The sequence below is a fragment of the Bacillus sp. FSL R5-0576 genome (assembly GCF_038004765.1).
Taxonomy (GTDB): domain Bacteria; phylum Bacillota; class Bacilli; order Bacillales; family Bacillaceae; genus Bacillus; species Bacillus subtilis.
Map to the genome: position 1 here is coordinate 1,514,384 of NZ_JBBORU010000001.1, position 23,668 is coordinate 1,538,051.

A 23,668-nucleotide genomic window follows, 5' to 3' on the forward strand; every position below is an offset into this window, starting at 1 on the left:
AGGTTGTTATTTTTTTCCGTGCGGTTTTGTAAAGTGCAGAGGGGGAGAATTCATTGCTAAACAATCGAAATGTGTTACTTTGCGTGAGCGGAGGCATCGCTGTTTATAAAGCCTGTGCGTTAACGAGCAAGCTGGTTCAGGCAGGAGCAAATGTCAAAGTGATTATGACTGAATCCGCTTGCCGATTCGTTTCACCGCTGACATTTCAGGCATTGAGCCGCCACGAAGTCTATACAGATACATTTAAAGAACAAAATCCAAGCGTTATTTCTCATATTGATGCCGCAGACTGGGCCGACTTGATTATCGTAGCGCCGGCTACAGCTAATGTGATTGGAAAACTGGCAAACGGCATCGCTGATGATATGCTGACGACAACATTGTTGGCAGCAACGGCTCCCGTTTGGATCGCGCCGGCAATGAACGTTCACATGTATGACCACCCGGCAGTCAAACGAAATATTTCTGTTCTTTATCAGGACGGTTATCGTTTTATTGAGCCAAGTGAGGGCTATTTAGCATGCGGTTATGTAGGAAAAGGCAGATTGGAAGAGCCGGAAAACATCGTAAAGCTGGCCGAAAAACATTTTGCTGAAGAAACATCCGCTCCTTTAGAAGGCAAGCATGTGGTCGTTACAGCCGGCCCAACGCGGGAAGCGGTTGATCCTGTCCGGTTTTTTACCAATAAATCGACGGGCAAAATGGGCTACGCATTAGCGGAGGCTGCTGTTCAGCTCGGCGCACGGGTAACCTTAATTTCTGGGCCTGTTTCACTTGATCAGCCTAAAGGCCTTGCTGAGTTTATCCCTGTTCAATCGGCTGCGGATATGCGCGAAGCTGTGCTCTCTGTGTATGACGCAAGCGATATAGTCATTAAAACAGCTGCGGTAGCCGATTTTACGCCGAAAACAGTATTTGACCATAAAATGAAAAAACAAGACGGCGGCATGACCTTAGAACTGAAAAGAACAGTCGACATTTTGAAAGAATTGGGCGAGAAAAAGAAAGAGCAGATTTTGGTCGGATTTGCCGCCGAAACACAAGACATTGAACACTATGCACGTAAAAAGCTCGCCGCTAAAAACCTTGATTTGATTGTGGCAAATGATGTGAAAGCAAATGGGGCCGGTTTTGGTGCTGATACGAATATCGTGACAATCTTTTTCAAAGACGGGCATAAACGCGAACTCCCGATCATGTCTAAGCTCGATGTTTCTTTTGAAATCCTTCAGGAGATCGCAGCCCTCTCAAAACAAACCGGAGAGCGCTCATGAATTTTGCAGAAGTCATCGTTGATGTCAGCACCAAAAATATAGACAGGCCTTTTGATTATAAAATCCCAGACCATCTCAAGGGCATGATCAAAACGGGGATGCGGGTCATTGTTCCATTTGGCCCCCGTAAGATTCAAGGGTTTGTGACAGCAGTCAAAGAAACATCTGACCTATCGGGGAAATCTGTCAAGGAAGTAGAGGATTTATTAGATCTTACACCTGTTCTGACAGAAGAGCTTATGGATCTGTCATCATGGCTGTCAGACAAAACGCTGTCTTTTAAAATAACGGCGCTTCAAGCAATGCTGCCTGCCGCCTTAAAGGCGAAATATGAAAAAGAATTAAAAATTGCACACGGCGCCGATCTTCCGCCGCAAGTGGAACGGCTGTTTTCTGAAACAAAGACGCTGCTGTATTCAGATATACCCGATCATGATACGCTGAAACTGATTCAAAGGCATGTTCAAAAAGGGGACATTGACGTGACGTATAAAGTCGCGCAAAAAACCAATAAAAAAATGGTCAGGCATATTCAGGCAAATGCGAGTAAAGAAGAGCTTGCTAAGCAGGCTGAGGGATTGTCTCGCCAAGCAGCAAAACAGCAGGCGATTCTTCACTTTCTCATCTCTGAGCCGGAAGGTGTGAAAATTCCTGCGGCGCAATTGTGCAAAAAAACGGACACGAGCTCTGCAACCATCAAAACCCTTATCCAAAAAGGGCTTTTGAAGGAAAGCTATGAAGAGGTTTATAGAGATCCCTATCAGGACAAAATGTTCAAAAAAACAGAGCCCCTGCCGCTGACAGACGAACAGAGGGCTGCCTTCGAGCCCATACGCGAGACATTGGACAGCGATGAGCATAAAGTGTTCCTCCTTCACGGCGTGACAGGAAGCGGAAAAACGGAAATTTATCTGCAATCAATTGAAAAAGTACTGGCGAAAGGAAAAGAAGCCATCGTCCTCGTACCCGAAATATCGCTGACGCCGCAAATGGTCAACCGCTTCAAGGGCCGCTTCGGCTCCCAGGTGGCAGTCATGCACAGTGGTTTATCCACAGGAGAAAAATATGACGAGTGGCGTAAAATCCACCGGAAGGAAGTACGGCTTGTCGTCGGTGCCAGATCCGCCATTTTTGCTCCGTTTGAAAATCTCGGAATGATAATCATCGATGAAGAACACGAGTCTTCCTATAAACAGGAAGAAATGCCGCGCTATCATGCGAAAGAGGTGGCAATCAAGCGGGCTGAGCATCACAGCTGCCCGGTTGTATTAGGGAGTGCTACGCCGACATTAGAATCATATGCAAGAGCGCAAAAGGGCGTATACGAGCTTCTTTCACTGAAGCACCGTGTTAACCATCGGGTGATGCCCGAGGTTTCGCTTGTCGATATGAGAGAGGAGCTTAGAAACGGCAATCGCTCGATGTTTTCGGTTGAATTGATGGAAAAGCTTGAAGAAACGATTGCAAAGGGTGAGCAGGCGGTGCTGTTTTTAAATAAGAGGGGCTATTCTTCCTTTGTGATGTGCAGGGATTGCGGCTATGTCCCGCAATGCCCGCACTGCGACATTTCCATGACGTATCATCGTTACGGCCAAAGGCTGAAATGCCATTATTGCGGACATGAAGAGCCTGTGCCGCACACTTGTCCTGAATGCGCAAGCGAGCATATCCGCTTTTTCGGAACGGGAACACAGCGAGTGGAGGAAGAGCTGACAAAAGTGCTGCCAAGTGCGAGAGTGATTCGGATGGATGTTGACACGACATCACGGAAAGGCGCCCATGAAAAATTACTGTCAGCTTTCGGAGAAGGAAAAGCGGATATTCTTCTCGGAACGCAAATGATCGCGAAAGGGCTTGATTTTCCGAATGTCACGCTTGTCGGAGTGTTAAGTGCTGATACAACACTTCATATTCCTGATTTCAGATCGGCTGAAAAAACATTTCAGCTGTTAACGCAAGTCAGCGGCCGGGCAGGCAGGCATGAAAAGCCCGGCCATGTCATCATTCAAACGTATACACCGTCTCATTACAGTATCCAGCTGACGAAAACACACGATTATGAAACGTTCTATCAGCATGAAATGGCGCACAGGAGAGAGCAATCCTATCCGCCATACTACTATTTGGCTCTTGTGACTGTTTCTCATGAGGAAGTGGCGAAAGCAGCGGTTACAGCTGAAAAAATCGCTCATTTTTTGAAAGCAAACTGCGGAGCTGACACGAAAATTCTCGGACCAAGCGCGTCGCCGATAGCCAGGATCAAAGATAGATATCGCTATCAATGCGTGATAAAATACAAACAGGAAACCCAGTTATCTGCTTTATTGAAGAAGATACTGGAACATTATAAACGCGAAATTGAACAAAAACATGTAATGATTTCAATTGATATGAATCCTTATATGATGATGTAAGATCTCACGTCTTGGAGGGTAACAAATTGGCAGTAAAAAAGGTCGTCACACATCCTGCGGAGGTTTTGGAAACACCTGCGGAAACCGTGACTGTTTTTGATAAAAAGCTAAAAAAACTGCTTGATGATATGTACGACACCATGCTTGAAATGGATGGTGTCGGACTGGCAGCGCCGCAAATCGGCATTTTAAAAAGAGCGGCCGTTGTAGATATCGGGGATGACAGAGGGAGAATTGATCTCGTTAATCCTGAAATTTTAGAAAGAAGCGGCGAGCAAACCGGAATTGAAGGATGCTTGAGCTTTCCTGGCGTCTATGGTGATGTCAAACGTGCCGATTATGTCAAAGTGCGTGCGTTTAACCGTCAGGGAAAACCGTTCATTCTGGAAGCGCGAGGCTTTTTAGCAAGAGCCGTGCAGCATGAAATGGACCACTTAGACGGTGTGCTGTTTACATCTAAAATAAGTAAATACTATACAGAAGATGAACTAGCGGATATGGAAGGATGATTTGATGACGAGAATCGTATTTATGGGAACGCCGGATTTTTCAGTTCCTGTTTTAAGAACCCTGATTGAGGACGGATATGAAGTAGTGGGGGTCGTCACACAGCCGGACCGTCCGAAGGGCAGAAAAAAAGTCATGACACCTCCTCCGGTCAAGGAAGAGGCATTGCGTCACGGCATCCCGGTTCTTCAGCCGGAAAAAGTCAGATTGACAGAAGAAATTGAGAAAGTGCTGGCATTAAAGCCTGACCTGATTGTAACGGCGGCATTCGGACAAATTTTGCCTAAAGAGCTTCTCGACAGTCCAAAGTACGGCTGCATTAACGTTCACGCATCCCTTTTGCCGGAACTGCGCGGCGGTGCTCCGATTCATTATTCCATTCTGCAGGGAAAGAAGAAAACCGGGGTTACCATTATGTATATGGTAGAAAAATTGGATGCGGGCGATATGATCTCAAAAGTGGAAGTGGACATTGAAGAAACCGACAATGTCGGAACACTGCACGATAAATTAAGCGCGGCTGGCGCGAAGCTATTGTCTGAAACGGTTCCAAACGTTATTGCCGGCAGCATTTCACCTGAAAAGCAGGATGAAGAGAAAGCGACATACGCGCCTAATATCAAAAGAGAGCAAGAGCTGCTCGACTGGTCCAGAACGGGCGAAGAGCTTTACAACCAGATCCGCGGCTTAAATCCATGGCCTGTTGCTTATACGACTCTAAACGGACAAAACTTGAAAATATGGGCGTCGAAAAAAATAGCGGCACCAACAACAGCTGAGCCCGGCACAGTCGTTGCAGTTGAAAAGGAAGGAATTATCGTTGCCACAGGTAATGATACGGCCCTGTTATTAACCGAACTTCAGCCGGCCGGCAAAAAACGAATGAAAGGCGAGGACTTTGTGCGAGGCGCTCATGTTGAAGCCGGTGATGTGTTAGGAGTAAACAATGAAAAAAACTAGTGTTCGTGACATCGCCCTTGAGGCGCTGATCAAATTAGAACAAAACCAGGCATATAGCAACCTGCTGCTGAAATCGGTCATTAAATCAAATGAACTGAGTGATCAGGACAGAGGGCTTTTGACTGAACTTGTCTATGGTACATTACAAAATAAGATCGCGCTTGATTATATGCTTAAACCGTTTATCAATAAGCCTCAAAAGGTAAAGGCGTGGGTGATTCAGCTACTTCGCCTATCCTTATATCAAATGGAGTATTTAGAGAAGATTCCAGACAGGGCAGCCATCCATGAAGCGGTTGAGATTGCTAAAATCCGCGGACACAAAGGCATTGCTTCATTTGTCAACGGCGTGCTCCGTTCTATTCAGCGCGAAGGTGTTCCATCCTTTGACGCGATCGAAGATCCTGTACGCCGGCTGGCGACAGAAACAAGCCATCCGGAATGGCTTGTGAAAGAGTGGGCGGATGCGTATGGATTTGAAGCTGCGGAAAAGATTTGCCGCATCCATCTCATTCCGCCGAAGCAGACGCTGCGTGTCAATGAAATGAAAGCAGACAGAGCTGAGCTGCTTGACCAAATGGCTGCTGAGGGAATCGAAGTTGAAAAAGGCGACCTCGCTGAAGATGCTGTGAAGCTCTTAAAGGGAACAATTGCCGGAACTCATTTCTTCCAAAACGGCGAAGTTTCCATCCAGGATGAGAGCTCCATGCTCGTCGCCCGCGCCCTTGACCCTAAGCCTGATGAAACAGTGCTTGACGCGTGTGCGGCGCCTGGCGGAAAGTCGGCTCATATCGCAGAATTAATGAAGAACAAGGGGAGCGTTACGTCGCTTGATCTTCACAAACATAAAGTGAAGCTAATCAAAGAAGCGGCAGATCGGCTTGGCCTGACAATCATTCATGCGGAAACAATGGATGCAAGAAAAGCAGGGGAAACGTTTGAAAACGAACAGTTTGACCGAATATTGGTCGATGCCCCGTGCTCAGGTTTCGGTGTTATCAGAAGAAAGCCGGACATGAAATACACGAAAAAGCCTGACGACAGCGCCCGTCTAGCTGAAATCCAGCTGTCGATCTTGAGGGAAATCGCACCATTAGTAAAAAAAGGTGGCACTCTTGTCTACAGTACGTGTACAATGGACCGGACAGAAAATGATGAAGTAATACATGCGTTTATACAAGAACATCCTGATTTTGAACCCGATTTGTCTCTTGAAAAGCGGCTGCCTGAAAAGGTGAGACCCTTTGTTCGGGATGGAAGGCTTCAAATCCTTCCTCATTATTTCGGAACAGATGGTTTCTTTATTTGCAGCATGAGAAAGAAGGGATAAGCAATGGCAGAACTTAATAAAACAAAAGTAAGAAAAGAATTGCGGACAGAGCGTCCGTCTATTTATTCTTTTGAATTAGATGAAATTAAACAATGGCTGACAGACAACGGAGAGAAACCGTTCCGTGCGGCTCAGATCTTTGAATGGCTATATGAAAAACGCGTATCTTCTTTTGAAGAAATGACAAACCTCTCAAAGGATCTGCGTGAGAAATTAAACACTCACTTTGTGTTAACAACGCTGAAAACGGCTGTTAAACAAACTTCTCAAGACGGTACGATGAAGTTTTTGTTTGAGCTTCATGACGGTTATACCATCGAAACCGTTTTAATGAGACACGAGTATGGCAATTCTGTATGTGTAACGACACAAGTCGGCTGCCGTATTGGCTGCACATTCTGCGCGTCAACGCTTGGAGGCTTAAAACGAAACCTTGAAGCAGGGGAAATTGTCGCTCAAGTAGTCAAAGTGCAAAAAGCTCTTGATGAAACGGATGAACGCGTCAGCTCTGTCGTGATCATGGGAATCGGCGAACCTTTTGATAACTTTAACGAAATGCTCGCTTTCTTGAAAATCATTAACCATGACAAGGGCCTGAATATCGGTGCTCGCCATATTACGGTCTCTACGAGTGGAATCATCCCGAAAATTTACGAATTTGCTGATCAGCAAATGCAGATTAACTTTGCAATTTCTCTGCACGCGCCGAACACAGAAATCAGAAGCCGTTTGATGCCGATTAACAGAGCATATAAACTGCCTGATCTAATGGAAGCCGTTAAATATTATATTAATAAAACGGGACGCCGCATCAGCTTTGAATACGGGCTGTTCGGAGGTGTAAACGACCAGGTGGAACACGCCGAAGAGCTTGCCGACTTGCTGGAAGGAGTCAAATGCCACGTGAACTTGATTCCGGTAAACTACGTGCCTGAACGGGACTATGTGCGCACACCGCGTGATCAGATTTTTGCTTTTGAAAAAACGCTGAAATCCCGCGGAGTAAATGTCACAATCCGAAGAGAGCAAGGACATGACATTGACGCAGCCTGCGGTCAGCTTCGCGCGAAGGAGCGTCAAGACGAGACGAGGTGATGAGGGTTGTTAACAGCCTTAAAAACAGATACAGGAAAAATCCGCCAGCATAATGAAGATGATGCGGGGATATTCAAGGGGAAAGATGAATTTATATTAGCGGTTGTCGCTGATGGCATGGGCGGCCATCTTGCTGGAGATGTTGCGAGCAAGATGGCTGTGAAAGCCATGGGGGAGAAATGGAATGAAGCAGAGACGATTCCAACTGCGCCCTCGGAATGTGAAAAATGGCTCATTGAACAGATTCTTTCGGTAAACAGCAAAATATACGATCACGCTCAAGCCCACGAAGAATGCCAAGGCATGGGGACGACGATTGTATGTGCGCTTTTTACGGGGAAAACGGTTTCTGTTGCCCATATCGGAGACAGCAGATGCTATTTGCTTCAGGACGATGATTTCGTTCAAGTGACAGAAGACCATTCGCTTGTAAATGAACTGGTTCGCACTGGAGAGATTTCCAGAGAAGACGCTGAACATCATCCGCGAAAAAATGTGTTGACGAAGGCGCTTGGAACAGACCAGTCAGTCAGCATTGACACCCGTTCCTTTGATATAGAACCCGGAGACAAACTGCTTCTATGTTCTGACGGACTGACGAATAAAGTGGAAGGCACTGAGTTAAAAGACATCCTGCAAAGCGATTCAGCTCCTCAGGAAAAAGTAAACCTGCTTGTGGACAAAGCCAATCAGAATGGCGGAGAAGACAACATAACAGCAGTTTTGCTTGAGCTTGCTTTACAAGTTGAAGAGGGTGAAGATCAGTGCTAATCGGCAAGCGGATCAGCGGGCGTTACCAAATTCTCCGCGTTATAGGTGGCGGGGGAATGGCCAACGTGTATTTAGCTGAGGATATCATTCTAGACCGTGAAGTCGCAATTAAAATCCTGCGGTTTGACTATGCAAATGACAATGAATTTATCAGACGTTTCCGCAGAGAAGCCCAATCCGCATCAAGCCTCGATCACCCGAATATTGTCAGCATTTACGATTTGGGCGAGGAAGATGATATTTATTATATTGTCATGGAATACGTTGAAGGCATGACGCTTAAAGAATACATAACAGCAAATGGGCCGCTTCACCCTAAAGAAGCGCTGAACATCATGGAGCAAATAGTCTCAGCCATCGCTCATGCCCATCAAAACCAGATTGTTCACAGAGACATCAAGCCGCATAACATTTTGATTGATCATATGGGAAATATCAAAGTAACGGATTTTGGAATTGCGACGGCACTAAGTTCGACCACAATCACCCATACCAATTCAGTTCTGGGCTCGGTCCATTACTTATCACCTGAACAGGCCCGGGGCGGCTTAGCCACAAAAAAATCGGATATTTATGCGCTTGGAATCGTTCTATTTGAGCTTTTAACCGGCCGTATTCCGTTTGATGGAGAGTCAGCAGTCAGCATCGCCTTGAAGCATCTTCAAGCGGAAACTCCTTCGGCAAAAAGGTGGAATCCATCGGTCCCCCAAAGCGTTGAAAACATCATACTCAAGGCAACTGCCAAAGATCCTTTTCATCGCTACGAAACGGCTGAAGACATGGAAGCAGACATAAAAACAGCTTTTGATGCCGACAGACTCAATGAAAAGAGATTTACGATTCAAGAAGATGAAGAAATGACAAAAGCGATACCTATCATTAAAGATGAAGAACTCGCTAAAGCTGCTGGCGAAAAAGAAGCTGAAGTGACAACCGCACAAGAAAACAAAACAAAGAAGAACGGCAAAAGAAAAAAGTGGCCGTGGGTTTTGCTCACGATATGCCTCGTTTTTATCACAGCTGGAATTCTTGCTGTCACTGTTTTTCCGTCGCTTTTCATGCCTAAGGATGTCAAAATACCTGATGTCTCCGGAATGGAATACGAAAAAGCCGCAGGGCTCTTGGAAAAAGAAGGTTTACAGGTTGATTCCGAGTTGTTGGAAATCTCAGATGAAAAAATTGAAGAGGGCCTGATGGTAAAAACGGATCCTAAAGCGGATACCACAGTCAAAGAAGGCGCCACGGTCACCCTTTATAAGAGCACCGGAAAAGCAAAAACGGAGATCGGTGATGTGACAGGCCAAACGGTCGACCAGGCAAAAAAAGCGTTGAAGGACCAAGGGTTTAAACATGTAACAGTAAATGAAGTGAATGACGAGAAAAATGCGGGCACTGTCATTGACCAAAATCCTTCAGCAGGGACTGAGCTTGTCCCGAGTGAAGATCAAGTCAAACTTACAGTCAGTATCGGACCCGAAGACATTACGCTTAGAGACTTGAAAACCTACAGTAAAGAAGCAGCGTCTGGATATCTGGAGGACAACGGATTGAAGCTTGTAGAAAAAGAAGCATACTCAGATGATGTTCCAGAAGGACAGGTTGTCAAACAAAAACCAGCAGCAGGTACGGCAGTAAAGCCCGGAAACGAAGTTGAAGTGACATTCTCTCTCGGACCAGAGAAAAAACCTGCGAAAACAGTGAAAGAAAAGGTCAAGATCCCCTACGAACCAGAAAATGAAGGGGACGAGCTTCAAGTGCAAATCGCGGTTGACGATGCGGATCACAGCATCTCTGACACTTACGAAGAATTTAAGATAAAAGAGCCGACTGAACGAACGATCGAACTAAAGATTGAACCCGGCCAAAAAGGGTACTATCAAGTAATGGTAAACAATAAAGTTGTCAGCTACAAAACCATTGAGTATCCGAAAGATGAATAACAAGGAGGGAAAATATGCCTGAGGGCAAAATTATTAAGGCGCTAAGCGGCTTTTACTATGTACTGGATGAATCAGAGGATTCAGATAAAGTAATACAATGCAGAGGAAGAGGCATTTTCAGAAAAAACAAAATTACCCCTCTTGTCGGTGATTATGTTGTGTATCAAGCTGAAAATGACAAAGAAGGATATTTAATGGAAATTAAAGAAAGAACCAACGAGCTTATCAGGCCGCCAATTTGCAACGTTGATCAAGCGGTCCTTGTTTTCTCAGCGGTTCAGCCTTCTTTCAGCACGGCATTGCTCGACCGCTTCCTGGTTCTCGTTGAGGCCAATGATATTCAGCCGATTATATGCATTACTAAAATGGATCTGATTGAAGATCAAGATACAGAAGATACGATACAAGCCTATGCAGAAGACTATCGGAATATTGGTTATGACGTATACCTTACCTCCTCTAAGGACCAAGACAGTTTAACGGACATCATCCCGCATTTTCAGGATAAAACAACGGTATTTGCCGGTCAGTCCGGTGTTGGGAAATCCTCGCTTCTCAACGCGATCAGTCCGGAGCTCGGATTGAGAACCAACGAGATTTCCGAGCATTTGGGCCGCGGGAAACACACAACCCGCCACGTGGAGCTGATTCACACGTCCGGAGGTTTGGTTGCAGATACGCCGGGATTCAGCTCGCTTGAATTTACAGACATTGAGGAAGAAGAGCTGGGCTATACCTTCCCTGATATCAGAGAAAAAAGCGCTTCATGCAAATTTAGAGGCTGTTTACATCTGAAAGAGCCGAAATGCGCGGTGAAACAAGCTGTTGAAGACGGGGAATTAAAGCAGTATCGCTATGACCATTATGTTGAATTTATGACGGAGATTAAAGACAGAAAGCCGAGGTATTAGCATAATGATAAAGGTTGCACCATCTATTCTTTCCGCTGATTTTGCCGCTTTAGGCAATGAGATTAAAGATGTAGAAAGAGGCGGAGCCGATTGTATTCATATTGATGTTATGGACGGCCATTTTGTCCCGAATATCACAATCGGTCCGCTGATTGTAGAAGCGGTCCGACCGGTAACGGATCTGCCGCTTGATGTCCATTTAATGATAGAAGAGCCGGATCGTTATATCCCGGCTTTTGCGAAAGCAGGCGCAGATATCCTGTCTGTGCATGCTGAGGCATGTCCGCACCTGCACCGTACCATCCAGCTCATTAAAGAGCAAGGAGTGAAGGCCGGAGTAGTTCTAAACCCGCATACCCCTGTACAAGTCATCGAGCATGTTTTCGACGATCTCGATCTTGTTCTTTTAATGACGGTGAACCCGGGCTTCGGCGGGCAGAAATTTATTCATTCAGTCCTTCCTAAGATAAAAGAGGTTAAGCGAATGGCGGATGAAAAAGGAAAAAAAGATCTGTTAATTGAAGTAGACGGCGGCGTCAACAAAGAAACCGCTCCGCTCGTCATTGAAGCGGGCGCAAATTTACTCGTTGCCGGTTCAGCTGTTTATGGGCAGTCTGACCGCAAAAAAGCAATTTCTGAAATCAGAGGAAGCAAATAAGCAGCTTTAGAAAAGAGCTGGGCATACAATAGCCTAAGCTCTTTTTCCTGTATGCAGAGAAAGGAATCAGAGATGAAAACAATTAATATCGTTGCGGGAGGCCCGAAAAATCTCATTCCCGATCTAACCGGCTATACGGATGCACACACGCTTTGGATCGGTGTTGACAAAGGCAACGTCACTCTCTTAGATGCAGGGATCATACCTGTTGAAGCCTTCGGAGATTTTGACAGCATAACCGAGCAAGAACGCCGGCGAATAGAAAAAGCCGCTCCCGCCCTTCATGTGTATCAAGCAGAAAAAGATCAAACAGATTTAGACCTCGCCCTTGATTGGGCGCTGGAAAAGCAGCCGGATATTATTCAGATTTTCGGCATTACAGGCGGCAGAGCTGATCATTTTTTAGGAAACATTCAGCTTCTGTATAGAGGTGTAAAAACGAACATAAAAATTAGGCTGATAGACAAACAAAATCATATTCAAATGTTCCCTCCTGGTGAATATGATATTGAGAAGGATGAAAATAAGCGATATATCTCCTTCATACCGTTTTCCGAAGACATACATGAGCTGACCCTGACCGGTTTTAAATATCCTCTAAATAATTGTCATATTACGCTCGGTTCAACACTATGTATTAGTAACGAACTCATTCATTCACGAGGTACTTTTTCGTTTGCAAAAGGCATATTAATAATGATAAGAAGCACGGATTAAGCATGTGCTTTCATTCAATTGCTGAAAACAATGAACAAGGCGGTTACGGGACGTTATAGGAGGGGACAAAAATGAAATTTTACACCATTAAATTGCCGAAGTTTTTAGGAGGAATTGTCCGGGCGATGCTGGGCTCATTTAGAAAAGATTAAGGCCCAGGGGTTCAAAGCCCTCTTTCACCACATAAAAACGCCTGCCACATATCGGGGCAGGCGTTCATTTTGTTATACACGCTCAACTTTACCGGATTTCAAAGCTCGAGCAGATACATATACTTTTTTAGGTTTTCCGTTCACAAGGATACGAACCTTTTGAAGATTCGCGCCCCAAGTGCGCTTAGAAGCGTTCATTGCGTGAGAACGGTTATTCCCAGCTGTTGTTTTTTTACCTGTGATAACGCATTTACGTGCCATTTGTTTCCCTCCTCACTTGCACAAAACATCTACTTTTTAACATTCATATAATCTTAGATGCTTTCGATATGGATACTTTAAATAATTTACCACAGCTAAAAAACGTTTGCAACTATTGTTTCATCATCTTTCAAGAAAATTCACTTGACATCTTGCGGAAACAGCAGCGCTATAGTATATGTAGAGGTACGGCCAGCGATTATTGCCTGGTCTTTTCATAATGGAAACCATATAGTAGAATAGCTGTAACTCTATGCATTCGAAGGAGGAACTAGTGTGTCCATTGAATTAAGAACGAAGTACGGACAGATTGATATATCTAATGAAGTCATCGCGATGGTTGCAGGAGGCGCGGCGGTTGACTGTTACGGCATTGTCGGCATGGCCTCTAAAAACCAGATTAAAGACGGACTGACTGAAATCCTTCGGAAAGAGAATTTCAGCAGGGGTGTCCAAGTTCGCCAAGAAGGAGAACAGATACATATCGACATGTATATCATTGTCAGCTACGGCACGAAAATTTCTGAAGTGGCACATAATGTCCAAACAAAAGTAAAGTACACAGTAAATCAAACCATCGGACTGGCAGTGGATTCTGTCAATATTTATGTCCAAGGCGTACGAGTGACGAACCCGTAGTTAGGAGGAGTAGGATTGTCTATCAGAACATTAGACGGCAGAACCTTTGCCGAGATGATTCTTGCGGGAGCGCAGAATCTGTCTCAAAACGCCAGTGCAGTTGATGCACTGAACGTGTTTCCGGTGCCGGACGGTGATACGGGAACAAATATGAACCTGTCGATGACTTCCGGAGCAAGAGAAGTTGAACAAATGGATACGGATGATATCGGGAAGGTGGGCTCCGCGTTATCTAAAGGGCTGCTCATGGGAGCACGCGGAAATTCAGGAGTTATCCTATCCCAATTGTTCCGCGGATTTAGCAAAAACATTGAAACGAAAAAAGAAATTAATGCACTTGAGTTTGCCGCTGCGCTGCAAGCAGGTGTAGACATGGCGTATAAAGCTGTCATGAAACCTGTAGAGGGCACCATTTTAACAGTTGCAAAAGACGCTGCAAAAAAAGCAATGATCTTAGCAGAAAAAGAAACCGATATCACTGCGCTGATGACTGCAGTGACAGAAGAAGCAGAGGCGTCTTTAAACCGCACCCCTGAATTGCTACCTGTCCTAAAGGAAGTAGGAGTTGTCGATAGCGGGGGCAAAGGCCTGCTCTGTGTGTATGAAGGTTTTCTTGCTTCATTAAAAGGTGAAACTGTACCTCAGAAAGCAGTTCTTCCGTCACTTGACGACATGGTCAGCGCAGAGCATCACAAGAGCGCGCAAAGCATGATGAATACCGAAGATATTGAATTTGGATTCTGTACCGAAGTGATGGTTAGGCTTGATCAGACAAAAAGAGAGTTCGACGAAGGCACGTTCAGGCAAGACCTCAGCCAGTTCGGAGATTCTCTGCTTGTGATTGCGGATGAATCGCTGGCGAAGGTTCATATTCATGCTGAAGAGCCGGGAAACGTGTTAAACTACGCCCAGCATTACGGTGAATTGATCAAAATAAAAATAGAAAATATGAGAGAACAGCATACCTCTATCATCAGTCAAGAAAGCAAACCTGCAGACAACGAAACACCGCCGGCAAAACAGCCGTATGGCATTGTGACTGTAGCGATGGGAGAAGGAATTGCAGACCTATTTAAAAGCATTGGCGCTTCTGTTGTGATTGAAGGCGGCCAGACCATGAACCCAAGCACTGAGGATATTGTTGATGCCGTGAAGTCTGTAAATGCAGATACGGTATTTATCCTGCCTAACAACTCCAACATTATCATGGCTGCTAACCAAGCGGCCAGCGTAGTGGATGAACAGGTTTTTGTCATTCCTGCTAAAACGGTTCCGCAAGGGATGTCAGCCCTGCTGGCTTTTAACCCGGATCAAGCAGCTGAAGCGAACGAGGCCAATATGCTAAGCGCCATTCAGCAAGTAAAAAGCGGACAGGTGACGTTCTCAGTCAGAGATACTCATATTGATGGTAAAGATATTAAAAAAGGCGACTTTATGGGCATTCTGAATGGAACGATTATCGGCACTTCTGAAAATCAGCTGTCAGCCGCGAAAATGCTGCTGTCAGAAATGATCGGAGAAGATGATGAAATCGTGACCATTCTATATGGTGAGGATGCGTCTCAGGAAGAAGCTGAGCAGCTTGAAGCGTTTCTCAGTGAAAAGTACGAGGAGATTGAGGTTGAGATCCACAATGGGAAACAGCCTCTGTATTCGTATATAGTTTCTGCAGAATAGAAGGGCAAATTGCCCTTCTATTCTTATGTCTGCTTTTAAGTGCGGCAGCGCTGTAACGCGTCCGCTTGCCATTTTATATCTGATCAATTAGTCTAGAAGCAAAGCGCTAATAAGCTCTGGTTCATAAGGAGGAATAGCATGAAATACAGAAGCGTTTTTGATATTATCGGCCCGGTTATGATCGGTCCGTCCAGCTCTCATACAGCGGGAGCTGCTAGAATCGGGAGAGTGGCCAGAAGTTTATTTGGCAGAGAGCCTGAGCGCATCATTGTATCTTTTTACGGCTCGTTTGCGGAAACGTATAAGGGCCACGGCACAGATGTCGCGATTATCGGCGGATTGCTTGATTTTGATACATTCGATGAACGGATTAAAACCGCTATACAAATTGCAGAAACTAAAGGAATTGATATAGAGTTTCGGGTAGAAGACGCAGTCCCGGTCCATCCGAACACAGCAAAAATCACCATTTCTGATGAAAAGGGTGAGCTTGAACTGACGGGTATTTCGATTGGCGGAGGAAAGATTGAAATCACAGAATTGAATGGTTTTGAGCTCCGGCTGTCAGGAAATCATCCGGCCATATTAGTTGTTCATAATGACAAGTTTGGCACAATTGCCGGTGTTGCCAATGTTCTGGCGAAATTTTCAATCAACGTAGGACATATGGAAGTAGCCCGGAAAGATATCGGCCAGCTTGCGCTGATGACAATAGAGGTCGACCAAAATATTGACGACCACATTCTCGACGAGCTGTCGAAACTGCCGAATATTATTCAAGTGACAAAGATTGCTGACTAGCGAAAAGGGTCAGGAGGAGCCAGTTATGTTTCGTAATGTAAAAGAATTAATTGAGATTACTAAAGAAAAACAAATATTGATCTCTGATGTGATGATAGCTCAAGAGATGGAAGTAACAGAAAAAACAAAAGAGGACATTTTTCAGCAGATGGATCATAACCTGTCTGTTATGGAAGCGGCGGTTCAGAAAGGACTCGAGGGAGTTACGAGCCAAACGGGCTTAACAGGCGGAGATGCCGTTAAATTGCAGGCCTATATTCGATCAGGAAAAAGCCTGTCTGGCCCGCTGATTTTAGATGCTGTATCGAAAGCCGTTGCAACAAATGAAGTAAATGCAGCCATGGGAACCATCTGTGCGACACCGACTGCAGGTTCTGCCGGTGTGGTGCCCGGTACGTTATTTGCTGTAAAAGAAAAGCTGAATCCAACAAGAGAACAAATGATCCGCTTTTTGTTTACAGCCGGGGCTTTCGGATTTGTCGTGGCTAATAACGCAAGCATTTCCGGCGCCGCCGGAGGATGTCAGGCAGAGGTTGGATCAGCTTCAGGCATGGCGGCTGCGGCCATTGTTGAAATGGCAGGAGGAACACCCGAACAAAGCGCGGAAGCCATGGCCATTACATTAAAAAATATGCTAGGCCTCGTGTGCGACCCTGTTGCAGGGCTTGTTGAGGTGCCTTGCGTGAAACGGAATGCGATGGGCGCGTCAAATGCGATGATTGCCGCTGATATGGCATTGGCGGGCATTACAAGCCGTATTCCATGTGATGAGGTGATCGATGCCATGTATAAAATAGGCCAAACGATGCCAACTGCACTTAGAGAAACAGGCCAGGGCGGTTTAGCGGCAACACCGACAGGAAGAGAATTAGAGAAAAAAATTTTCGGAGGAGCGCTAGGTTCACGTGATACAACATCAGCAAACTAGTATAGCTAACATTAAGGGTATTGGGCCGGAAACAGAAAAAACATTGAATGAACTCGGTATTTATGACATTTCTGATCTTCTGAATTATTTCCCTTATCGCTATGATGACTACGAGCTGAGGGATTTAGAAGAAGTAAAGCATGATGAAAGAGTCACAGTCGAAGGGAAGGTTCATTCAGAGCCTTCTCTTACCTATTACGGAAAAAAACGAAACAGGCTGACATTCAGGCTTCTGGTCGGCCACTATTTAATTACAGCCGTATGTTTTAACCGGCCTTATTTGAAGAAGCAGCTTTCGCTCGGCTCTGTGGTGACGGTTTCAGGTAAATGGGACAAGCACCGCCAAACCATCTCTGTTCAGGAGTTGAAAAACGGGCCGCATCAAGAAGACAAAAGCATTGAACCAGTGTATTCTGTGAAAGAAAATGTTACCGTCAAAATGATGAGGCGCTTTATTCAGCAGGCGCTGACCCAATATGCAGACTCACTTCCTGATCCTCTTCCGGAAAAGCTAAGAAAAAGCTATAAACTGCCTGACTATTATCAAGCGTTAAAAGCAATGCACCAGCCTGAAACAAGGGAAGCATTAAAGCTTGCCAGACGGCGGTTTGTTTATGAAGAATTTTTGTTGTTTCAGTTGAAAATGCAGGCGTTCCGAAAGGCGGAAAGAGAGCAGACACAAGGGATACGGCAGCGTTTTTCAAACGAAGAACTCATGAGATTTATCAAAAGCCTCCCGTTTCCCCTCACAAACGCCCAGTCACGCGTTCTTCGCGAAATAACAGCAGACATGTCTTCTCCATACAGAATGAACCGTCTTCTTCAAGGGGACGTTGGATCAGGAAAAACAGCAGTCGCCGCCATTGCACTGTATGCCGCGATCCTATCCGGATACCAAGGAGCGCTCATGGTGCCGACAGAAATTCTGGCCGAGCAGCATGCTGATTCGCTCGTTTCGCTATTTGAAAAATGGGACGTCAGCGTTGCTCTTTTGACAAGCTCTGTTAAAGGAAAGCGGCGAAAAGAACTGCTTGAGCGTCTTGCGGCGGGTGAGATTGATATTCTTGTAGGAACCCACGCTTTAATCCAAGACGAGGTGGAGTTTAAGGCGCTGAGTCTCGTTATTACAGATGAACAGCACAGATTTGGAGTTGAGCAGCGCAAAAAGCTTCGGAACAAAGGGCAGGATCCCGATGTTCTCTTTATGACAGCCACTCCAATCCCAAGAACATTAGCGATCACAGTGTTCGGTGAAATGGATGTATCTGTCATTGATGAGATGCCGGCTGGACGAAAGCGAATCGAAACCTATTGGGTAAAACATGACATGCTGGATCGTATTTTGGCATTTGTCGAAAAAGAATTAAAGCAAGGCAGGCAGGCTTATATCATCTGTCCGCTGATTGAAGAATCAGACAAGCTTGATGTGCAAAACGCCATTGACGTGTACAATATGCTTTCTGATATTTTTCGGGGAAAATGGAAGGTCGGCCTTATGCATGGGAAGCTGCATTCCGATGAAAAAGACCAGGTCATGAGAGAATTCAGCGCAAATCACTGTCAAATTCTCGTATCAACCACTGTTGTGGAGGTTGGCGTGAATGTTCCGAATGCAACGATTATGGTGATTTATGACGCCGACCGTTTCGGACTATCACAGCTTCACCAGCTGCGCGGCCGTGTTGGACGGGGTGAGCATCAATCTTTCTGTATTCTGATGGCTGATCCAAAATCAGAAACAGGGAAAGAACGGATGAGGATCATGTCGGAGACCAATGACGGTTTCGAGCTGTCTGAAAAGGATCTGGAACTGAGAGGTCCCGGTGATTTCTTCGGAAAAAAACAAAGCGGAATGCCGGAATTTAAAGTGGCGGACATGGTTCATGATTACAGAGCGCTTGAAACGGCAAGGCAGGATGCTGCGAATCTTGTGGCTTCTGACGCGTTCTGGAAGGAGCCGGAATACGCTGTGTTAAGAGATGAATTGCTGAAGAGCGGAGTAATGGACGGGGAAAAATTAAGCTGAGTATCAGAAGTTTTTGGTGTTCAGCCAGAAACAATCGTTGCATTCCAATCTATGAAATTATATACTACTATTAGTACCTAGTCTTAATTGTCCGGATGGTGTTTAGATATGAGAAGAAATAAGAGAGAACGCCAGGAATTACTTCAGCAGACGATTCAAGCAACCCCCTTTATTACAGATGAAGAACTAGCGGGTAAATTCGGGGTGAGCATCCAGACGATACGTTTGGACCGCTTAGAGCTTTCCATACCTGAACTGAGAGAAAGAATTAAGAACGTGGCAGAGAAAACACTTGAGGACGAAGTGAAGTCCCTGTCACTTGATGAAGTTATCGGAGAAATTATTGACCTTGAGCTGGATGATCAGGCGATATCCATTTTAGAAATAAAACAGGAGCACGTGTTCAGCCGGAATCAGATTGCGAGAGGACACCATTTATTTGCACAGGCGAATTCTTTGGCCGTTGCAGTCATTGATGACGAGCTGGCGCTGACTGCAAGTGCAGACATCCGCTTTACAAGACAGGTAAAGCAGGGTGAACGTGTCGTAGCAAAAGCGAAAGTGACGGCTGTCGAAAAAGAAAAAGGAAGAACGGTTGTCGAAGTGAACAGCTACGTTGGCGAAGAAATTGTTTTTTCTGGACGCTTTGACATGTATCGTTCAAAACATTCATAAAGGTGGAGCATGCATGAGAATAGCTGTAGATGCAATGGGAGGAGACCACGCTCCCAAAGCTGTTATTGACGGAGTTATAAAAGGTATAGAGGCATTTGATGATCTCCATATCACACTTGTCGGTGACAAAACAACGATAGAATCACATTTAACAACTACATCAGATCGCATCACGGTGCTGCACGCAGATGAAGTGATTGAGCCTACGGATGAACCGGTCCGTGCCGTGCGAAGAAAAAAGAACTCATCTATGGTTCTTATGGCGCAGGAGGTTGCGGAAAACAGAGCTGACGCCTGCATTTCAGCGGGAAATACCGGTGCATTAATGACAGCCGGTCTCTTTATTGTCGGGAGAATTAAAGGAATTGACCGTCCGGCGCTTGCCCCGACACTTCCGACTGTTTCGGGAGACGGATTTCTTCTCCTTGATGTCGGCGCCAATGTTGATGCCAAACCGGAGCACCTCGTTCAATATGCCATCATGGGTTCTGTTTATTCTCAGCAAGTGCGCGGTGTCACTTCACCGAGAGTCGGACTTTTAAATGTCGGAACAGAAGATAAAAAAGGAAACGAACTGACGAAGCAGACGTTTCAAATTTTAAAAGAAACAGCAAACATCAATTTTATCGGAAACGTGGAAGCGCGAGACCTTTTAGATGATGTGGCGGACGTTGTAGTAACAGACGGCTTTACCGGGAATGTTACACTCAAAACGCTGGAAGGCTCTGCGTTGTCTATTTTTAAAATGATGAGAGACGTAATGACGTCTACTTTGACATCCAAGCTTGCAGCAGCTGTGCTGAAGCCAAAATTGAAAGAAATGAAAATGAAAATGGAGTATTCGAATTATGGCGGAGCAAGTCTTTTTGGCTTAAAAGCGCCTGTGATCAAGGCGCACGGCTCTTCAGATTCAAATGCTGTATTCCATGCGATTCGGCAAGCAAGAGAGATGGTCAGCCAAAATGTGGCTGCGCTCATTCAGGAAGAAGTGAAAGAAGAAAAAACAGATGAGTAGTCTGGAGGTTTTTACATCATGAGTAAGATTGCATTTTTATTCCCTGGTCAGGGATCACAATTTATCGGCATGGGAAAAGAGCTTTATGAGCAGGTGCCTGCTGCAAAGCGTCTGTTTGATGAAGCCGATGAAACGTTGGAAACAAAACTCAGCTCGCTTATTTTTGAGGGGGATGCTGAAGAATTAACACTTACATACAATGCGCAGCCTGCTTTGCTTACGACAAGCATCGCTGTTCTTGAGAAATTTAAAGAATCTGGCATTACACCTGATTTCACAGCAGGACACAGCCTTGGTGAATATTCTGCACTGGTTGCGGCTGGCGCTCTGTCTTTCAAAGATGCTGTTTATACCGTCAGAAAACGCGGAGAGTTTATGAATGAAGCGGTACCGGCTGGCGAAGGAGCAATGGCTGCGATTCTCGGCATGGATGCTGAAGCATTAAAGCAAGTAACCGATAAAGTCACAGAGGAAGGCAACCTTGTACAGCTTGCGAATCTCAACTGTCCTGGCCAAATCGTCATTTCCGGAACAGCTAAAGGGGTTGAGCTTGCATCTGAACTGGCAAAAGAGAACGGCGCAAAACGCGCAATTCCGCTTGAAGTAAGCGGTCCGTTCCATTCTGAACTGATGAAACCGGCTGCTGAAAAGCTGAAAGAGGTATTGGACGCCTGTGACATAAAAGACGCTGACATTCCGGTCATCTCAAATGTTTCTGCTGACGTGATGACTGAAAAAGCAGATATCAAAGAAAAACTTATTGAGCAGCTTTACTCTCCGGTTCGTTTTGAGGAAAGCATTAACAAGCTGATCGCAGAGGGTGTTACGACTTTTATTGAAATCGGTCCCGGAAAAGTGCTTTCAGGCCTTGTGAAAAAAGTAAATAGACGGTTAAAAACAATTGCTGTATCAGATCCGGAAACGATCGAGCTGGCAATTCAAACGCTTAAGGAGGAGAATGATAATGCTTAATGATAAAACGGCTATTGTCACTGGCGCATCCCGCGGAATCGGCCGCTCAATCGCCCTTGATCTGGCAAAAAGCGGAGCAAATGTTGTCGTGAACTACTCCGGCAATGAAGCGAAAGCAAATGAAGTGGTAGATGAAATCAAATCAATGGGCAGAAAAGCAATTGCTGTAAAAGCGGATGTATCAAATCCCGAAGATGTACAAAACATGATAAAAGAAACATTGTCTGTTTTTTCTACGATTGACATTCTGGTTAATAATGCGGGAATTACAAGAGACAATCTCATCATGAGAATGAAAGAAGACGAATGGGATGACGTCATTAACATTAACCTGAAGGGTGTTTTCAACTGCACAAAAGCTGTTACAAGACAAATGATGAAACAGCGTTCAGGCCGCATTATTAACGTATCGTCTATCGTCGGCGTCAGCGGAAACCCTGGACAGGCCAACTACGTGGCTGCAAAAGCCGGCGTCATCGGTTTAACCAAGTCTTCTGCTAAAGAGCTCGCCAGCCGAAATATTACGGTAAACGCAATAGCGCCAGGATTTATCTCAACTGATATGACAGATAAACTTGCAAAAGACGTTCAAGACGAAATGCTGAAACAAATTCCGCTCGCGCGCTTTGGTGATCCTAGCGATGTCAGCAGTGTTGTCACGTTCCTAGCTTCAGAGGGAGCTCGTTATATGACAGGCCAAACGCTTCATATTGACGGCGGAATGGTGATGTAAGTTTTTTCTCGAAAATTTCATCATAGTTTCTCTAGTTTTTTAAAAACGAATCCACTATAATACTTGAGGGGAGGTGAATTGCTATGGCAGACACATTAGAGCGTGTAACGAAAATCATCGTAGATCGCCTTGGCGTTGATGAAGCAGACGTCAAACTTGAAGCTTCTTTCAAGGAAGACTTAGGTGCTGATTCCCTAGATGTAGTTGAGCTTGTTATGGAACTTGAAGACGAGTTTGATATGGAGATTTCTGACGAAGATGCTGAAAAGATTGCAACAGTCGGCGACGCTGTGAACTACATACAAAACCAGCAATAAGCTGATGCTAAAAGTCCCGCCGAAACGCGGGGCTTTAGCCCTTTATTCGTGCAGTTATTACAGCATGCCGCTTTTACGCGCGCTGTATCCGGTTTAGTCAGAGAAGCGCGGTGAACCTGATGTGCCTATGGAGGTTACTATGTCAAAACACTCACATTATAAAGATAAAAAAAAGTTCTATAAAAAAGTAGAACAATTTAAAGAGTTTCAAGAACGGATTTCGGTTCACTTTCAAAATGAAAAGCTTTTGTATCAAGCATTTACACATTCATCTTATGTGAATGAGCATCGGAAAAAGCCGTATGAAGATAATGAAAGGCTTGAATTTTTAGGTGACGCTGTTTTGGAACTGACGATCTCCAGATTCTTATTTGCCAAATACCCGGCTATGAGTGAAGGAGATTTGACGAAATTGAGAGCCGCAATTGTTTGCGAACCGTCTCTCGTTTCATTGGCTCACGAGCTGTCATTCGGCGATCTTGTCCTGTTGGGTAAAGGCGAGGAAATGACAGGCGGAAGAAAGCGTCCTGCTCTATTGGCGGATGTTTTTGAGGCATTTATCGGAGCCTTGTATCTTGACCAAGGATTAGAGCCGGTCGAAAGTTTCTTAAAAGTTTATGTGTTCCCTAAAATTAACGATGGTGCTTTTTCTCATGTGATGGATTTCAAAAGCCAGCTGCAGGAATACGTGCAGCGGGACGGCAAAGGCTCTCTGGAGTACAAAATCTCCAACGAAAAAGGACCTGCGCACAACCGTGAATTTGAAGCCATCGTATCTCTAAAAGGTGAACCACTCGGAGTCGGAAACGGCCGTTCAAAGAAAGAAGCCGAACAGCACGCTGCTCAGGAAGCTTTAGCTAAATTGCAAAAACACCATACGAAACAATAAAATCCC

Annotated in this window: 24 protein-coding genes; 23 read left to right on the top strand and 1 reads right to left on the bottom strand. The window is 45.2% G+C overall.

From position 1 onward, the window contains the following. Positions 1–53: 53 nt before the first annotated feature. The 12 genes from coaBC (at position 54) to spoVM (ending at position 12,729) form a co-directional block, all read left to right on the top strand. Positions 54–1,274 carry a bifunctional phosphopantothenoylcysteine decarboxylase/phosphopantothenate--cysteine ligase CoaBC gene (coaBC, locus tag NX903_RS07850; protein ID WP_086343829.1) on the top strand — a complete coding sequence of 407 codons (1,221 nt, stop codon included), beginning with the start codon at positions 54–56 and terminating at the stop codon, positions 1,272–1,274. Then, positions 1,271–3,688 (top strand): primosomal protein N', encoded by a 2,418-nt coding sequence (gene priA / locus NX903_RS07855; protein ID WP_024573069.1) that lies wholly within the window; start codon positions 1,271–1,273, stop codon positions 3,686–3,688. The genes coaBC and priA overlap by 4 nt, the downstream gene beginning before the upstream one ends. Positions 3,689–3,714: 26 nt before the next feature. Further along, positions 3,715–4,197, top strand: a complete 483-nt coding sequence (gene def / locus NX903_RS07860) for a peptide deformylase (RefSeq protein WP_014479759.1) — start codon at positions 3,715–3,717, stop codon at positions 4,195–4,197. A gap of 4 nt (positions 4,198–4,201) precedes the next feature. Continuing rightward, positions 4,202–5,155, top strand: coding sequence for a methionyl-tRNA formyltransferase (fmt, locus tag NX903_RS07865; RefSeq protein WP_086344597.1), 954 nt, complete (start codon positions 4,202–4,204; stop codon positions 5,153–5,155). Next, a complete protein-coding gene (rsmB, locus tag NX903_RS07870; protein WP_086343830.1) occupies positions 5,142–6,485 on the top strand; it encodes a 16S rRNA (cytosine(967)-C(5))-methyltransferase RsmB in 1,344 nt (447 codons plus the stop codon). Before fmt ends, rsmB begins: the two co-directional genes overlap by 14 nt. Positions 6,486–6,488: 3 nt before the next feature. Then, entirely contained in the window at positions 6,489–7,580 is a 1,092-nt protein-coding gene (rlmN, locus tag NX903_RS07875; RefSeq protein WP_014476780.1) for a 23S rRNA (adenine(2503)-C(2))-methyltransferase RlmN, read from the top strand. A gap of 6 nt (positions 7,581–7,586) precedes the next feature. Then, on the top strand, positions 7,587–8,351 hold the full coding sequence (gene prpC, locus NX903_RS07880; protein WP_014479762.1) for a protein-serine/threonine phosphatase PrpC: 765 nt from the start codon (positions 7,587–7,589) through the stop codon (positions 8,349–8,351). Continuing rightward, complete coding sequence (gene prkC, locus NX903_RS07885; protein WP_014479763.1) at positions 8,345–10,291, top strand: serine/threonine protein kinase PrkC; 1,947 nt, start codon at positions 8,345–8,347, stop codon at positions 10,289–10,291. The genes prpC and prkC overlap by 7 nt, the downstream gene beginning before the upstream one ends. Before the next feature lie 14 nt (positions 10,292–10,305). Then, positions 10,306–11,202: a ribosome small subunit-dependent GTPase A gene (rsgA, locus tag NX903_RS07890; RefSeq protein ID WP_038828213.1), complete on the top strand. Its 897-nt coding sequence runs from the start codon at positions 10,306–10,308 to the stop codon at positions 11,200–11,202. A gap of 4 nt (positions 11,203–11,206) precedes the next feature. Further along, positions 11,207–11,860 (top strand): ribulose-phosphate 3-epimerase, encoded by a 654-nt coding sequence (gene rpe, locus NX903_RS07895; protein WP_014476784.1) that lies wholly within the window; start codon positions 11,207–11,209, stop codon positions 11,858–11,860. A 72-nt stretch (positions 11,861–11,932) separates the two neighbouring features. Then, positions 11,933–12,577 carry a thiamine diphosphokinase gene (locus tag NX903_RS07900; protein ID WP_077670724.1) on the top strand — a complete coding sequence of 215 codons (645 nt, stop codon included), beginning with the start codon at positions 11,933–11,935 and terminating at the stop codon, positions 12,575–12,577. A gap of 71 nt (positions 12,578–12,648) precedes the next feature. Then, positions 12,649–12,729 (top strand): stage V sporulation protein SpoVM, encoded by an 81-nt coding sequence (gene spoVM, locus NX903_RS07905; RefSeq protein ID WP_003221545.1) that lies wholly within the window; start codon positions 12,649–12,651, stop codon positions 12,727–12,729. A gap of 72 nt (positions 12,730–12,801) precedes the next feature. On the opposite strand, the gene rpmB is transcribed toward spoVM, so the two are convergent. Further along, positions 12,802–12,990 (bottom strand): 50S ribosomal protein L28, encoded by a 189-nt coding sequence (gene rpmB, locus NX903_RS07910; RefSeq protein WP_003221548.1) that lies wholly within the window; start codon positions 12,988–12,990, stop codon positions 12,802–12,804. Between the two features lie 276 nt (positions 12,991–13,266). Here rpmB and NX903_RS07915 point away from each other — a divergent pair, with 276 nt between their 5' ends. From NX903_RS07915 to rncS, 11 genes are all read left to right on the top strand, one after another. Then, positions 13,267–13,629, top strand: a complete 363-nt coding sequence (locus tag NX903_RS07915) for an Asp23/Gls24 family envelope stress response protein (protein ID WP_003232054.1) — start codon at positions 13,267–13,269, stop codon at positions 13,627–13,629. A gap of 15 nt (positions 13,630–13,644) precedes the next feature. Then, entirely contained in the window at positions 13,645–15,306 is a 1,662-nt protein-coding gene (locus tag NX903_RS07920) for a DAK2 domain-containing protein (RefSeq protein ID WP_086343831.1), read from the top strand. A 138-nt stretch (positions 15,307–15,444) separates the two neighbouring features. After that, the gene (gene sdaAB / locus NX903_RS07925; RefSeq protein ID WP_072175954.1) at positions 15,445–16,107 is read left to right on the top strand and encodes an L-serine ammonia-lyase, iron-sulfur-dependent subunit beta; all 663 of its coding nucleotides are present in this window, start codon (positions 15,445–15,447) and stop codon (positions 16,105–16,107) included. A gap of 25 nt (positions 16,108–16,132) precedes the next feature. Next, positions 16,133–17,035 (top strand): L-serine ammonia-lyase, iron-sulfur-dependent, subunit alpha, encoded by a 903-nt coding sequence (gene sdaAA, locus NX903_RS07930; RefSeq protein ID WP_032725684.1) that lies wholly within the window; start codon positions 16,133–16,135, stop codon positions 17,033–17,035. Next, complete coding sequence (gene recG, locus NX903_RS07935; RefSeq protein ID WP_064671372.1) at positions 17,013–19,061, top strand: ATP-dependent DNA helicase RecG; 2,049 nt, start codon at positions 17,013–17,015, stop codon at positions 19,059–19,061. Before sdaAA ends, recG begins: the two co-directional genes overlap by 23 nt. A 108-nt stretch (positions 19,062–19,169) precedes the next feature. After that, on the top strand, positions 19,170–19,736 hold the full coding sequence (gene fapR, locus NX903_RS07940) for a transcription factor FapR (protein ID WP_003232044.1): 567 nt from the start codon (positions 19,170–19,172) through the stop codon (positions 19,734–19,736). 13 nt (positions 19,737–19,749) lie between these two features. Further along, positions 19,750–20,751, top strand: a complete 1,002-nt coding sequence (gene plsX / locus NX903_RS07945) for a phosphate acyltransferase PlsX (protein WP_003232041.1) — start codon at positions 19,750–19,752, stop codon at positions 20,749–20,751. A gap of 18 nt (positions 20,752–20,769) precedes the next feature. Beyond that, the gene (fabD, locus tag NX903_RS07950) at positions 20,770–21,723 is read left to right on the top strand and encodes an ACP S-malonyltransferase (RefSeq protein ID WP_064671373.1); all 954 of its coding nucleotides are present in this window, start codon (positions 20,770–20,772) and stop codon (positions 21,721–21,723) included. Then, positions 21,716–22,456, top strand: coding sequence for a 3-oxoacyl-[acyl-carrier-protein] reductase (fabG, locus tag NX903_RS07955; RefSeq protein WP_042975760.1), 741 nt, complete (start codon positions 21,716–21,718; stop codon positions 22,454–22,456). Before fabD ends, fabG begins: the two co-directional genes overlap by 8 nt. Before the next feature lie 83 nt (positions 22,457–22,539). Then, positions 22,540–22,773: an acyl carrier protein gene (gene acpP / locus NX903_RS07960; protein WP_003154310.1), complete on the top strand. Its 234-nt coding sequence runs from the start codon at positions 22,540–22,542 to the stop codon at positions 22,771–22,773. Positions 22,774–22,912: 139 nt separating this feature from the next. Further along, complete coding sequence (rncS, locus tag NX903_RS07965) at positions 22,913–23,662, top strand: ribonuclease III (RefSeq protein ID WP_003232030.1); 750 nt, start codon at positions 22,913–22,915, stop codon at positions 23,660–23,662. Positions 23,663–23,668 lie beyond the last annotated feature (6 nt).

What these genes read in the sequence shown, in the direction of transcription:
- priA (WP_024573069.1), top strand. Translation starts at nt 1,271, where the DNA reads ATGAATTTTGCAGAAGTCATCGTTGATGTCAGCACCAAAAATATAGAC.
- fmt (WP_086344597.1), top strand. Translation starts at nt 4,202, where the DNA reads ATGACGAGAATCGTATTTATGGGAACGCCGGATTTTTCAGTTCCTGTT.
- rsmB (WP_086343830.1), top strand. Translation starts at nt 5,142, where the DNA reads ATGAAAAAAACTAGTGTTCGTGACATCGCCCTTGAGGCGCTGATCAAA.
- rlmN (WP_014476780.1), top strand. Translation starts at nt 6,489, where the DNA reads ATGGCAGAACTTAATAAAACAAAAGTAAGAAAAGAATTGCGGACAGAG.
- rsgA (WP_038828213.1), top strand. Translation starts at nt 10,306, where the DNA reads ATGCCTGAGGGCAAAATTATTAAGGCGCTAAGCGGCTTTTACTATGTA.
- rpe (WP_014476784.1), top strand. Translation starts at nt 11,207, where the DNA reads ATGATAAAGGTTGCACCATCTATTCTTTCCGCTGATTTTGCCGCTTTA.
- NX903_RS07900 (WP_077670724.1), top strand. Translation starts at nt 11,933, where the DNA reads ATGAAAACAATTAATATCGTTGCGGGAGGCCCGAAAAATCTCATTCCC.
- spoVM (WP_003221545.1), top strand. Translation starts at nt 12,649, where the DNA reads ATGAAATTTTACACCATTAAATTGCCGAAGTTTTTAGGAGGAATTGTC.
- rpmB (WP_003221548.1), bottom strand. Translation starts at nt 12,990, where the DNA reads ATGGCACGTAAATGCGTTATCACAGGTAAAAAAACAACAGCTGGGAAT.
- sdaAB (WP_072175954.1), top strand. Translation starts at nt 15,445, where the DNA reads ATGAAATACAGAAGCGTTTTTGATATTATCGGCCCGGTTATGATCGGT.
- sdaAA (WP_032725684.1), top strand. Translation starts at nt 16,133, where the DNA reads ATGTTTCGTAATGTAAAAGAATTAATTGAGATTACTAAAGAAAAACAA.
- fapR (WP_003232044.1), top strand. Translation starts at nt 19,170, where the DNA reads ATGAGAAGAAATAAGAGAGAACGCCAGGAATTACTTCAGCAGACGATT.
- plsX (WP_003232041.1), top strand. Translation starts at nt 19,750, where the DNA reads ATGAGAATAGCTGTAGATGCAATGGGAGGAGACCACGCTCCCAAAGCT.
- fabD (WP_064671373.1), top strand. Translation starts at nt 20,770, where the DNA reads ATGAGTAAGATTGCATTTTTATTCCCTGGTCAGGGATCACAATTTATC.
- fabG (WP_042975760.1), top strand. Translation starts at nt 21,716, where the DNA reads ATGCTTAATGATAAAACGGCTATTGTCACTGGCGCATCCCGCGGAATC.
- acpP (WP_003154310.1), top strand. Translation starts at nt 22,540, where the DNA reads ATGGCAGACACATTAGAGCGTGTAACGAAAATCATCGTAGATCGCCTT.
- rncS (WP_003232030.1), top strand. Translation starts at nt 22,913, where the DNA reads ATGTCAAAACACTCACATTATAAAGATAAAAAAAAGTTCTATAAAAAA.